This is a genomic window from Amycolatopsis sp. CA-161197 (assembly GCF_050942255.1).
GTDB lineage: Bacteria > Actinomycetota > Actinomycetes > Mycobacteriales > Pseudonocardiaceae > Amycolatopsis.
In genome coordinates this window covers 2,445,718-2,458,391 of sequence record NZ_CP192059.1, presented here as the reverse complement: position 1 = coordinate 2,458,391, position 12,674 = coordinate 2,445,718, and the positions used below count along the sequence as shown (strand labels likewise).

Sequence of the window (12,674 nt, the reverse complement as noted above, 5' to 3'; positions counted from 1 at the left end):
ACCACCGGGCCGGCGCGCGTGCGGGTGCGCGCCGGCCCGGCGGATCAGTGCACGGCCGAGCCCGCCGGGACGAAGCCGCGGCGGATGTCGTCCAGCAGGGACACCTGGGCGGCGCCGACGTCGAAGTACATGCCCGTCAGCCTCAGGTCGCCGGCGGCCAGGGCGGCGGCCACGACCGGGTGGGCGCGGAGGTGGTCGAGCTGCTGCACGACGTTGTGCAGCGCCAGCTGGTCGCACTCCGCGGACGGGCGGTGGCCGTCTAGCAGCAGCGGCACCTCCGCAGCGCGGCGGCGGAGAGTGGCCTCGCCGTGGCGCAGCCAGTCACCGAGGCTCGTGAGGCCCTCGGGGGCCTGCCCCAGCAGCGCCTTCATCGCACCGCACGAGGAGTGGCCGCACACCACGATCTCGGGCACCTTCAGCACGCCGACGGCGTATTCGACGGCCGCGCCCACCGAGGAGTCGGTGCCGTCGCCGGCGGCCGGCACCAGGTTGCCGATGTTGCGCACGGCGAACAGGTCGCCGGGACCCGACGTGGTGATCAGGTTGGGCACGATCCGCGCGTCGCCGCAGGTGATGAACAGCGTGTGCGGCTGCTGGCCGTGCGCGAGGCCGCTGAGGGTGTCCCGCAGCAGCGGGGCGGTGCGGCGCTGGAACTCCGACGCACCACGGGACAGCGGTGAGCCGCGGTGGCGCTGTCCGGGTATCGCCACGTGCTCGGCCTGCCACTGCGACCACGGCGCGAGCCACCGCGGCAGCACCCGCGCCGCGAGGCTGCGCCGGACCGTGGGCTCACCGGAGCTGCCGCGGCCGTACCAGGGGTGGCCGATCTCGTCGACGTTCACCGTGCCGCCGGCCTTCACGTGCGCCTGCTGCCAGCCGCGCAGGCAGTCGAACGCCGCGTGGTCGAGGTAGTCCACGAGCAGCTCCAGCGTCACGTCGGCGCGCTCGGGCACGTCAGCGAGCACCTTCGTCAGATGGGGCACCGAAAGGAACGTGAGCGCGCCCTCGATCACCACGCGCGTGCCGCGTTCGCCCGCCTCGACGTGCACGCCGGAGTGCACCATGCGCCGCAGCATGAACGCGAGCGCCAGCAGCACCCCGGCCGCGACGCCGGTCAGCAGGTTCACGAACACCGCGCCGACGAGCGTCACCGCATACACCGCGATGTCGCCGTGGCGCAGCACTTCCTTGAGCGCCTTGAGGTTCACGAGCTTCGCGCCCACGTACACGAGCAGCCCGGCCAGCGCGGCGAGCGGGATGAAGCGCAGCACACCGGTGAGCAGCAGGCAGAACCCGAGGATCCAGCAGGAGTGCAGCAGCGCCGACGCGCGCGTCTTCGCGCCGGCCTCGTAGTTGGTCATGGTCCGCACGATCACGCCGGTCACAGGCAGCCCGCCGAGCGCGCCGGACGCGACGTTGCCGGCGCCCTGGCCGATGAGCTCGCGGTTGAGATCGGTGCGCCGGCCGCCGCGCAGCTTGTCGATGGACACGGCCGAAAGCAGGCTCTCCAGGCTCGCGATGAGCGCGACCGTGATGGCGGCGAAGGCCACGCCACTCCAGCCACCGGACGGCAGCTGCGGCACAAACCCGAACGACGGCAACGCGGCCGGCAGGTCCACGCGCGGCAACGACATCCCGGCGACCACGGACACTCCCGTCGCGACGGTGACGGCAGCCAGCGGCCCCGGCACCTTCCGCACCGGCGCCGGCAGCTTCGGCCACACCAGCAGGATCACGACGGTGAGCACGCCGATCAGCACGGCCTGGTCGTGGTGGCCGACGATCTGCCCGGGCAGCGCCGCGAGGTTCGCGAACGCGGAGCCCTGGGCGCGGCCGCCGAGGACCACGTGGAGCTGGCCGAGCACGATGGTCACGCCGATGCCGGCCAGCAGGCCGTGGACGATCGCGGGCGAGATGGCCAGCGCGGCGCGGGCGAAGCGCAGGAGCCCGAAGAGGATCTGCAGCAGGCCGGCGCCGACGGTCACGGCGCAGGTGACGGCCCAGCCGTAGGTGGCGATGGTGTCGGCGAGCACCACGGTCAGGGCCGCGGACGGCCCGCTGACCTGCAGGGCCGACCCGCCGAGCAGGCTCGCGACCAGGCCGCCGACGACGGCGGAGACGAGGCCCGCGAGCAGCGGCGCGCCGACCGCGAGGGCGACGCCGAGGGAGAGCGGCACGGCCACGAGGAAGACGACCAGCGAGGCCGGCACGTCGTGGCGCAGGATGTTCCGAAGGGTCTGGTCGGCCTTGGTGCGGCGGGACGGGGGTCCGGTGTCGTGTTCACCGCGAACGATCTCGATCATGGCGACAGGAAAGCGGAAAAAGATCGAAAAGTCCGCTACGCGAACGATCTTCGGGTTCGTTTGTGAACCGGAGAACTAGGACGTTTCCGGCAAAGCTCACCAATCAGTCAGACGCTCACGAAGTGGCCCAGACCTGATCGCGTGGAAACCCCTGTCTTCCGGCAACTTTGCATGACTCACGGTATACAGCCCGTGTCTTATGGCCACGGTCACACCCGGCCGGGTGAATTCAGGCTTTTTCCGCCGCCGCGAGCATCGCACCGGTGATCACGGCCAGGTCCGCGTCGTTCGTGACGTACGGCGGCATCGCGTACACGAGGTCGCGGAACGGCCGCAGCCACGCGCCCTCCGCCGTCACGATGTCCGTGGCCACGCCGAGGTCGACCTCGTGGCCGAGCTGCAGCACGCCGATCGCGCCGAGCACCCGCACATCGCGCACGTGCGGCAGGTCCCGCGCGGGCTCCAGTCCGCGCCGCAGCCCCGCCTCGATCCGGGCGACGTCCGCACGCCACCGGCCCTCGGCCAGCAGCCCGAGCGACGCGTTGGCGACGGCGGAGGCGAGCGGGTTGCCCATGAACGTGGGCCCGTGGGCCAGCACCGGCAGGTCGCCGCGCGCGATGCCATCGGCGATCTCGGGCGTGCACAGGGCCGCGGCCATCGTGAGGTAGCCGCCGGTGAGCGCCTTGCCCAGGCACAGCACGTCGGGCGTCACGCCGGCGTGCTCGGCCGCGAACATCCGGCCGGTGCGCCCGAAGCCGGTGGCGATCTCGTCGAACACCAGCAGCACGTCGTGCTCGCGTGTGAGCTCGCGCAGCGCGCGCAGGTAGCCGGGGTGGTGGAAGCGCATCCCGCCGGCGCCCTGCACCACGGGTTCCACGATCACCGCGGCCAGCTCGTGCGCGTGCTCCTCCAGAGCGGCGGCCAGAGTGTCCACATAGGACTGGTCGACGGGCGCGTCGAAGCCGGCCGGCGGTTCGGGCACGAACACCTGGTCCGGCAGGACTCCGCGCCACAGCGAGTGCATGCCGCCGTCGGGGTCGCAGACGCTCATGGGCGTGAACGTGTCGCCGTGGTAGCCGCCGCGCCACGTGAGCAGCCGCCGCTTCTCCGGCAACCCGCGCGAACGCTGGTACTGCAGGCACATCTTCACGGCGACCTCGACCGAGACCGAGCCGGAGTCGCACAGGAACACGTGCTCGAGGCCCTCGGGCGTGAGGTCCACGAGGGACTTGGCGAGCGTGATGGCCGGCTCGTGCGTGAGGCCGCCGAACATCACGTGGCTCATCCGCCCGGCCTGCTCGGCCAGCGCCGCGTCGAGCACCGGGTGCCGGTAGCCGTGCACCGCCGCCCACCACGACGACATGCCGTCGACGAGCTCACGGCCGTCCGAGAGCTTCAGCCGCACCCCGCTCGCCTCGGCGACGAGCAGCGGCGCCACCCGTCCCGGCATCGGCGCGTACGGGTGCCACACGTGTGCGGCGTCGAGGGCGAGCAGGTGGTCGGCGCTGGTGTCCACGCGCCGACCCTACGTGCCGCCCCGCCCGCTCCGCGCACAAGACCTCAGCCGAGCAGCACCGGCAGCGACTTGACGCCGTGCACCAGCGGGCTCGTGCGGTAGACCAGATCCTCCTCCGACCCGGCCAGCCGCAGCTGCGGGAACCGGGCCAGCAGCGCCGTGAGCGCGATCTCCGCCTCCATGCGCGCCAGCGGGGCGCCGACGCAGTAGTGGATGCCGTGGCCGAAGGCGACGTGGCCGCCGGCCGCGCGCGTGACGTCGAGGTCGGCCGGGTCGGGGAAGCGCCCCTCGTCGCGGTTGGCGGCGAGCAGCGAGACCTGCACGAACTCGCCCGCCGGGATCTTGTGGTCACCGACCTCCACGTCCTCGACGGTGTAGCGGAGGGTGGCGATGTTGATGGGCCCGTCGAAGCGCAGGAACTCCTCGACGGCGCCCGGCATCAGCGACGGGTCCGCCGCCAGCTTCGCGCGCTGCTCGGGCGCGCGCAGCAGCGCCAGCACCGCGTTGCCGATCAGGTTCACGGTCGTCTCGTGGCCCGCGACGAGCAGCAGGAAGGCCATCGAGACGAGCTCTTCCTCGCTCAGCGAGTCGCCCTCGTCGGTCGCGTGCACGAGCCCGGACAGCAGGTCCTCGCCCGGCTCGGCGCGCTTCTGCGCGACGAGCGCCACGAGGTAGGTGTGCATGGCGATCGCGGCCGCCTGCATCTCCTCGACGTCGCCCGCGCCCAGCAGGATGTTGGACCAGCCGGTGAACTCCCCGCGGTCCGCCTCGCGCACGCCGAGCAGCTCACAGATCACGGTGATCGGCACCGGGCCGGCGAACGCGGCCATGAGGTCGACCTGCTCGTGCTCGGCCATCGCGTCGAGCAGCTGGGTGGTGATCTGCTCGATGCGCGGACGCAGCCCGGCGATCGCCCGCGGGGTGAACGCCTTGTTCACGAGCTTGCGCAGCCGCGTGTGGTCCGGCGGGTCGGTGTTGAGCATGTGCGCGCCGAGCAGCTGGCCGAAGTTCCGGTTGATGTTCTCGGCCCCGACCTTGGCGGCCATCAGGTCGTAGGCGCCGCGGTTGTCCTTGCTCAGCCGCGGATCCGCCAGCAGCGCCCGCGCCTCGTCGTAGCCGGTGACGAGGTACGACGGCGTGCCGCGCGGCATCCGGATCGGGCACACGGCGCCCTGCTGGTGCAAGCGCCCCAGCGTCTCGTGCGTGTGCTGCATGAACTCGTCGTCGATCACGGGAATTTCTTCGACGGCCACTTCGCCCCCAAGGTTTCCGTCTGACTGGTCACGTGCTCCCCAGTATGCCCACGCAGCGGTGTGCTGCGTGTGGCCCGAGGGCAGGATGGTTTTCCGTGCGCTACCGACCGATCTCCCCCGATGTCCTGGCCGCCGAGCTGACCGAGCGCGTCGCGGCCCTGCCGCACCGCCGGCTGGCGGTCGCCGTGGACGGCGCCCACGGGGCCACCGACACCGCGGGTCTCGCCGACGCGCTCGTGGACCCGTTGCGGCTGCTGGGCCGCGCGGCGGTGCGCGTGCCCGCGAGCGGGTTCCTGCGGCCCGCGTCGCTGCGGTTCGAGCACGGCAAGCGCAACCCCGACGCGCGCTACACCGACTGGCTCGACCTCGGCGCCCTGCGCCGGGAGGTCCTCGATCCGCTCGGCGACGAAGGCAGCGGCGAGGTGCTGCCGGCGCTGTGGGACACCGAACGCGACCGCGCGACGCGGCTGGCGCGCGTGCCCGTGCCCGAAGGCGGCGTGGTTCTCGTCAACGGCGAGTTCCTGCTCGGAGCCGGCCTCGCGTTCGACGTCGTGGTGCACCTGTGGCTCTCCCCCGCCGCGCTGCGCCGCCGCCTGCCGGGCGACGACGCGTGGGCACTGCCCGCGTACGAGCGCTACGAATCGGAGGTCGACCCGGGTGCGCTCGCCGACGTCACGGTCCGCGTCGACGACCCGCGCCACCCGGCCGTGTACGAGCCCTAGCGCACCGCGGCGACCGGATCGCCGTCCAGCAGGCCGGACAGGCGCTGCGCCATCGTGTCCCAGCGCCAGTTCTCCGTGACCCACGCGCGCCCCGCCTCGCCCATCCGGCGGGCCCGCACGGGGTCGGCCAGCAGGGCCTCGAGGGTGTCGCGCAGCTGGCCGACGTCCCGGCCGTCCACGACGTGGCCGGTCACCTCGTCGAGCACGGCCTCGGGCGCACCGCCCGACGTGCCGGCCACCACGGGCAGCCCGGTCGCCGACGCCTCCAGGTAGACGATCCCCAGCGCCTCCACGTCGAGCCCCTTGCCGCGGGTGCGCGCGGGCATCGCGAAGACGTCGCCCGCGTTGTAGTGCGCCGGCAGCTCGGCCCACGGCACGGAGCCGGTGATCACCACGTTGTCGGCCACGCCGAGCTCGGCGACGAGCTCGGTGAGCCGCTTGCGGTACGGACCACCACCGACGAGCAGCAGCGCCACGTCCGGCACGCGCTTGCGCAGCTCCGGCAGGGTGCGGATGAGCATGTCCTGGCCCTTGCGCGGCACGAGCCGTGACACGCAGACGACCGTCGGCCGGTCGCCCAGGCCGTGGCGGGCGCGGATCTCCTCGCGCGCCCCCGCGTCGGGCGCGAAGAGCGTGGTGTCGACGCCCGACGGCAGCATCTCGAGCCCCGCCATCGGCCCGAACGCCGCGCCGAAGCGGCGGCGCGTGTACTTGCTGACGTAGGTGAGCACGTCGACCGTGTCACCGATGCGCCGCAGCGCCTGGCGCGAACCCGGCAGCATCGACCAGCCCACCTCGTGCCCGTGCGTGGACGCGACGACCCGCCTCGCGCCGGCCTGGCGCAGCGGGTGCCCGAGCAGCGCCAGCGGCGCCGCCGCGCCGAACCACACGGCTTCGCAGTCGCGAGCCCGCATGATCTGCTTCGCGCGCCGCAGCACGTCGGGCGTCGGCAGCATCAGCGACGTCGGGTGCCGCACGACCTCGAAGGGCGCCGAGGCGTCGAAATCGACGTGCGAGCCGGTTTTGCCCTCCCACGACGGGGCGTAGACCACCAGGTCCTCGGCCGGGAGCCGCGTGGCCAGCGAGTTGAGGTAGTTCTGGATCCCCCCGGGCCGCGGCGGGAAGTCGTTGGTCACGAGCAGCGTCCTCAGCACACGGGCAGGCTATCGGGCACGCCGCCGGCGCCGAGAGCCCACCGACGACGACGGGGCGGCACCGCGTGTGCGGTACCGCCCCGTGGTCACGGAAGGGTTGCTGCTCAGCTGCTGGGGCGGCGAGCGCCCACGTACTGGCTCTGCAGCGGCGAGATCTTCACGACGTCGCCGGTGGTCGGAGCGTGCACCATCTTGCCTTCGCCGATGTACATGCCCACGTGGGAGACCGGGGTGTAGTAGAACACCAGGTCGCCCGGCTGCAGCTGGCTGCGCGGGATCGGGGTGCCGAAGGTCGACTGCTCCCGGCTCGAACGCGGCAGCGAGATGCCCGCCTGCCGGTAGGCCCACTGCATCAGGCCCGAGCAGTCGAACGTGCTCGGCCCGGTGGCGCCCCACACGTAGGCGTCGCCGAGACGGCTCAGCGCCGCGTCCACGGCCGCCTGGGCCGCGGGCCCGGGCGCCTTGATGTTCACCGGCGGGGCGCTGCCCTTGTCGCCGCGCAGGGCCTGGTCCAGCGTCGACAGCGAGGGCTCGGTCTTCTTGAGCTGATCGATCTGGTCGTTGAGCGTCTTTTGCTTGGCCTTGATGTCGTTCGCCAGCTTGGCGGCCGCGTCACGGGCGTCCGTCGCGCGCTTGGCGGCGTCGGCTGCCAACTTCGTGGCGTCCTGCGCCTGCTTCACGGCACCGGCCAGCGCGTTAAGCGCGGCGTCCTTCTGGGACGCGATCTGGTCCAGCGCGGAAGAACGCTCGAGGAACTCCTGCGTCGACGTGCCCGCGAGGAGCGCCGAGAGCTTGTTCATCTGCACGCCGCTGAGGAACGAGGCGCCGGCGAACTTGTCGACGTCGACGCGGTAGAGCTTCTCGTTGTTCTCGGCCTGCTGCACGGACTTCTTCGCGTTTTCGACGTCGCCGTTGGCCTTGTCGAGGTCCTTCTGGCGGGCCGCTTGGTCGTCCTGGGCCTTGAGGAGGTCCTCGTTGGCCTTCTCGGCCTGCGAGGCGAGGTCGCGGTACTTCGCGAGGGCGTCCGAACCGGAGTCGGGCGGGGTCTGGAGGGCGGGGATGGGAGCTGCGATGGCCGTGGCCGAGGGCTGGGCGACGGTGACCATGGCGATCACCGAAGCTGCCGCGAGGGCACCTGACACCACGCGCTTGACTGGATGCGACTGCACGGTCGCGCGTGTCTCCTTTGCTGTCGGGCCGCCGTCGGAACCTCGTGACGCCAAAGAGGTCGGGGGCCCTCTTCCGTGCGTCCACCCCGCGCGTTCCGGCCGCGTTTCACTGCAACAGCCTCACGCGCACGGTGTGGTTCCGGTCCTGGCTCCCCGACAAAGCCTTTTCCGGCGGCGATCCCGCGTCGCCGTCTTGCCGACGGCTGCTGGCCGCGAGATCTCGGACAGGTTACGAAAAGACCGTCACCGCGTCCACCGGGCCCCACATAAAAACTCTCCGTAGTTCGCCGAAACACCATCGGACCAGCGAGGGAGGGTTTGTGTGACGACAGTCATACTCTGTGGTGTCAGAATTGCGTGAATTCGCTACCGACCGTTCATCTGATCCGATCGACCACTCGTCGCGCCGTTATCACCCACAAGTGTCACGCTGGCTTACGTTCGGGCTCCGAAACCAAGCGCAGCCGGGGCACCATCCCCGCCTCGGCGAGCGCGTTCACGGCTCGCCGTTCGTCCGCGTCCCACGCCAGGGCGACCGGCGGGCCGAGCAGCACGCTCACCACGCAGTCGTGGCACGCGTGACCCCGCACGGCGCAGCGGTCGCAGTCGACGACCAGCGTGTCGAGGTCCGCCGGATCGACGTCGCTCACGTCGATTCCACCGAGGTCGAACTCGCCGAGCTCAGTGGTCTCCACGCGGTCGAGGTCGCGGTCGGCCGGTTCGCCGGCTTCGGTTCGGTCGGGCGGGTGGTGGTTCGTGTTCTCGGTCACGGGAGGCTCCTCACCGCAAGTTGGCTGTCGTGCTTCCTGGAACGCACGGTAGGAGCCACCACCGACAGTTTCCGGCCCGTCGGCCCCGGCCGTCCCCCGGACGGGTCTCAGACGCGGCTCAGGCGGCTGACCAGCACGGCCGAGGGCGCCGAGTGCGCGCCGGTCGCGCGGACGGAGTCGGCGACCGCCCGGTCGGACGTCGCCACGACCATCGGCCGGCCCTTCGGCTCGGCCGCCACGAGCGAGCGGATCACGTCGTCGGCGAGCACGCCGCGGTCGGAGAACAGCACGCGCACGCCACGCGGCACCGCCGCCGGCACGGACAGCACGCCGGCCCCGTCGAACACCACCGTGACCTCGGCGCTCGTGCGCGCAGCGAGCGCGGAGAGCTGGTGGATGAGCCGGTCGCGCTGGTCGGCCAGCGCCAGCTCGGGGTAGCCGGTCTTGGTGACGTTGTAGCCGTCGACGATGAGGTGCACGTTCGGCAGCGCGAGGTAGCGGTCGAGCGCCCCGACGTCCTGCACGCGTCCGCCCGGACCAAGCCCCGACGTGGCGCCGCGCACCATGTCGGCGGGCCGCGCCCCACGGTCGCTCAGCATCAGCTCGCGGCGCAGGCCGGTCACGGCGCCGTCGATCGTGTCGACGAGCAGCGCCAGGCGCACCTCGTCGGCTTCCCGGGCCTCACGCGCCGACTGACGGGCGATCTCGGCGTCGGCGACCGCCCGCTCCGCCCGCGTGCGCTCGGCCGCCACGCGGCGCCGCTCGCGGTCCAGCTGGGTGGTCAGCGCGTCGATCTCCTCGGCCTTCGCGGTGCCGCCGCGCGCCAGCTCGGCGCGGGCCTCCTCGGCGGCGTCACGGGCCTGTCGCAGCTGCACACCCTGCTCGCGCAGCCGGCGCAGCAGCTTCTCCACTTCGGCCTCGCGTTCACCGCGGGCGGTCTCCACGGCGCCGCGCGCCTGCTCCAATTCGCCCCGCAGCTCGGCCAGCTCCGCCTCGAGCTTCTGGTTGCGCGCGAGCGCGGCGTCGCGTTCGGCCCGCAGCGCCGTCTCTTCCGCGTTCTTCGCGACGAGCCGCACGCGCCCGGCCGCGCCCGACTCCCCCAGCAGCACGGCGGCGGCCGCGCCGACGACGGAATCGGCGGCGTTGGGGTCCAGCGCGTCGGTGCGGTGCTCGCGCAGCCACTCGATCACGGCGGTGCGGAACTGCGCGGAGTCGCCCAGCGCGGCCAGCAACGCCGCGCCACCCAGCTTCGCGCGCTTCGCCGGGGCGAACTTCGCGACGGGACGAAGCTGGCGCGGCACGTCCGTGGGCGGCAGCTTCGCGACGGCGGTGGCCGCCAGCTCGGCGATGCGCTCGCGCACGGCGTCGGGCAGACCGGTCCACGAAGCGGGCTCGGGTGCCGCCGTGTCGGCGTCGGTGGTCTCGGCCGCGGCGGTCCCGGCCGGTACCTCGGCGGCGTCAGCCCGCGCCGGGACGCCCGAGGGGCCGACGGCTTCCTCGGGTTCCACCGGATCCACGGGCTGGGGGTGCATTGGTCCAGGGTAGGCCCCGGGGCCGGATCGCGCCCCGCTGGTTACCGGACGTGGGAACCACCTCACCAGGCTCCCGCGCCACACCCGTCACACGGATCGTGCCGTCCGGGATTGTCGGTGCCCCGTCCTAAGGTGCCCGATCATGGACACCGGACCGCGGCCCGGCCAGGCGCAGCTGGCCTTCGACGAGCTCGGCACCCCGTTGCGGGACACCACGTTCGTCGTCTTCGACCTCGAGACCACGGGCACGAAGCCGGGGCCGGACGCGATCACCGAGATCGGGGCCGTGAAGGTGCGCGGCGGTGAGGTGGTGGCCGAGTTCGCCACGCTGGTGAACCCGGGTTCACCGATCCCGCCGCAGGTGGTGGAGCTCACGGGCATCACGCAGGCGATGGTCTACGACGCACCGCGCATCGAGCGCGTGCTGCCCGCGTTCCTCGAGTTCATCTCCGGCGCCGTGCTCGTGGCCCACAACTCGGGGTTCGACACGGGCTTCATGCGGGCCGCCTGCGAGGGCCACGGCTACGTCTGGCCGCGCGCCACGGTGATCTGCACGGTGAAGCTCGCCCGGCGCGTGATCCCGCGCGAGGAGGCCCGCAGCTACCGCCTGTCGAACCTGGCCATGCTGCTCGGCTCCCGCACCCGGCCCACGCACCGCGCGCTCGACGACGCCCGCGCGACCGTCGACGTGCTCCACGCCCTGCTGGAGCGGGTCGGCAACGTCGGCGTGCACACCGTCGAAGAGCTCGTGGACTACCTGCCCGAGGTGACCACCGCGCAGCGGCGCAAACGCCACCTGGCGGCCGACCTGCCGTCGCGGCCGGGGGTGTACCTGTTCCGCGGAGCGCGCGAGGAGGTCCTCTACGTCGGCACTGCGCGGGATCTGCGCCGGCGGGTGCGGCAGTACTTCACGGGCTCGGAGAGCCGCGGGCGCATCCGCGAGATGGTGGCGCTGGCCGAGCGGGTGGAGGCCATCGAGTGCGCCCACTCGCTGGAGGCCGAGATCCGCGAGCTGCGGCTCATCGCGGCCCACCGGCCGATGTACAACCGGCGTTCGAAGAACCCGCACCACGCGTGGTGGGTCGGGCTCACCGACGAGGCCTTCCCGCGCCTGTCCGTGGTCCGGCTGCCGCGCGAAGGCACGCTCGGCCCGTTCCGCAGCCAGGCCGACGCCCGCACGGCGGCCGACACGCTCGCGGGCGCCGCCGGGCTGCGCACCTGCACCCTGCGGATCTCGGCCCGCGGCGGCTCGGCCACGCCGTGTGTGCTCGCCGAGCTCGGCCGCTGCGGCGCGCCCTGCGCCGGCCGCCAGAGCGTGGCGGACTACTCCCCCGGCGTCACGGCCGCACGCGACCTCATCTCCGGCCACGACGGCCGTCCCCTGAAGCTCGCCGCCGCCCAGCTCGACCGGCTGTCGGAGGGCCGCCACTACGAGCAGGCCGCCCGCCATCGCGACGAGCTGGCCGACCTCGTACGCGCCGTCGGCCGGTCCCACCGGCAGGCCGCGCTCGCGGACATCGCCGAGCTCATCGCCGCCAACCCGGACGGCAACGGCGGCTGGGAGCTCTCCGTGATCCGCCACGGCCGTCTCGCGTCCGCCGGCGTCGCCCGCCGCGGCGTGCCACCGATGCCGGTGGTGGAACACCTCGTCGCCGCCGCGGAAACCGTGCTGCCGGGCGAAGGACCGTTGCGCGGTGCGTCGGGGGAAGAGGTGGCGGTGTTGCTGCGCTGGCTGGCCCGCCCCGGCGTGCGGCTGGTGCGCACCACGCGCCCGTGGGCCGAACCCACCGCCGTGGCCGGCTGGCGCGGCTGGCTCGACCTCGCAGCGGGTGCGCGGACGCTGGAGCGGGTGGCGGGGTGATGAAGGCTACGATCAGCGCTCGTCGGGTACCGCCAGGGAGTGGAGGAACGCTGTGATCACGGCGATCGTGCTGATCAACGTAGAGGCCGAGGAGATCCCGCAGGCCGCGCAGGCGATCGCGGACCTCGAAGGGGTCAACGAGGTCTACTCGTGCGCCGGTGACGTCGACCTGATCGCCACCGTGCGCGTGAAGGCCCACGAGGACCTGGCCGACCTCATCCCCGGCCGCATCGGCAAGGTGAGCGGCGTGCTGGACACCGTCACGCACATCGCGTTCCGCTCGTACTCGCGCGCCGACACGGACTCCGCGTTCGAGATCGGCGTCGAAGGCGCCTGAGCCTCGCACCGCGACCCAACGCCGGACCGCACAACTTCGGACAACGAGGAAGGCCCC

The 12,674-nt window shown here is 72.8% G+C and carries 10 protein-coding genes; 3 read left to right on the top strand and 7 right to left on the bottom strand.

What is annotated here, in order from left to right:
• Positions 1 to 44: 44 nt before the first annotated feature.
• The 3 genes from ACQPXB_RS11810 to ACQPXB_RS11800 all read right to left on the bottom strand — a co-directional run bounded on the left by ACQPXB_RS11810 (position 45) and on the right by ACQPXB_RS11800 (position 5,072).
• Positions 45 to 2,303, bottom strand: a complete 2,259-nt coding sequence (locus tag ACQPXB_RS11810; RefSeq protein WP_432851450.1) for a SulP family inorganic anion transporter — start codon at positions 2,301 to 2,303, stop codon at positions 45 to 47.
• A gap of 229 nt (positions 2,304 to 2,532) precedes the next feature.
• Positions 2,533 to 3,819, bottom strand: a complete 1,287-nt coding sequence (locus ACQPXB_RS11805; RefSeq protein WP_432851448.1) for an adenosylmethionine--8-amino-7-oxononanoate transaminase — start codon at positions 3,817 to 3,819, stop codon at positions 2,533 to 2,535.
• Between the two features lie 44 nt (positions 3,820 to 3,863).
• Positions 3,864 to 5,072: a cytochrome P450 family protein gene (locus tag ACQPXB_RS11800; RefSeq protein WP_386956588.1), complete on the bottom strand. Its 1,209-nt coding sequence runs from the start codon at positions 5,070 to 5,072 to the stop codon at positions 3,864 to 3,866.
• A 95-nt stretch (positions 5,073 to 5,167) separates the two neighbouring features.
• On the opposite strand from ACQPXB_RS11800, the gene ACQPXB_RS11795 reads away from it, so the two are divergent.
• Entirely contained in the window at positions 5,168 to 5,794 is a 627-nt protein-coding gene (locus tag ACQPXB_RS11795) for a uridine kinase (RefSeq protein ID WP_432851446.1), read from the top strand.
• Here the strand turns inward: ACQPXB_RS11795 and ACQPXB_RS11790 are convergent.
• The 4 genes from ACQPXB_RS11790 to ACQPXB_RS11775 all read right to left on the bottom strand — a co-directional run bounded on the left by ACQPXB_RS11790 (position 5,791) and on the right by ACQPXB_RS11775 (position 10,419).
• Positions 5,791 to 6,948 carry a glycosyltransferase family 4 protein gene (locus ACQPXB_RS11790; protein ID WP_432851444.1) on the bottom strand — a complete coding sequence of 386 codons (1,158 nt, stop codon included), beginning with the start codon at positions 6,946 to 6,948 and terminating at the stop codon, positions 5,791 to 5,793. The genes ACQPXB_RS11795 and ACQPXB_RS11790 overlap by 4 nt on opposite strands.
• A 104-nt stretch (positions 6,949 to 7,052) precedes the next feature.
• A complete protein-coding gene (locus ACQPXB_RS11785) occupies positions 7,053 to 8,117 on the bottom strand; it encodes an NlpC/P60 family protein (protein ID WP_386956585.1) in 1,065 nt (354 codons plus the stop codon).
• Positions 8,118 to 8,542: 425 nt separating this feature from the next.
• Positions 8,543 to 8,773, bottom strand: coding sequence for a hypothetical protein (locus tag ACQPXB_RS11780; protein WP_432856542.1), 231 nt, complete (start codon positions 8,771 to 8,773; stop codon positions 8,543 to 8,545).
• A 221-nt stretch (positions 8,774 to 8,994) separates the two neighbouring features.
• Entirely contained in the window at positions 8,995 to 10,419 is a 1,425-nt protein-coding gene (locus ACQPXB_RS11775) for an NYN domain-containing protein (RefSeq protein ID WP_432851441.1), read from the bottom strand.
• Between the two features lie 142 nt (positions 10,420 to 10,561).
• Here ACQPXB_RS11775 and ACQPXB_RS11770 point away from each other — a divergent pair, with 142 nt between their 5' ends.
• Entirely contained in the window at positions 10,562 to 12,280 is a 1,719-nt protein-coding gene (locus ACQPXB_RS11770; RefSeq protein WP_432851439.1) for a DEDD exonuclease domain-containing protein, read from the top strand.
• A 52-nt stretch (positions 12,281 to 12,332) separates the two neighbouring features.
• Positions 12,333 to 12,617: an Lrp/AsnC family transcriptional regulator gene (locus tag ACQPXB_RS11765; protein WP_220237955.1), complete on the top strand. Its 285-nt coding sequence runs from the start codon at positions 12,333 to 12,335 to the stop codon at positions 12,615 to 12,617.
• The last annotated feature ends 57 nt before the right edge of the window (positions 12,618 to 12,674 follow it).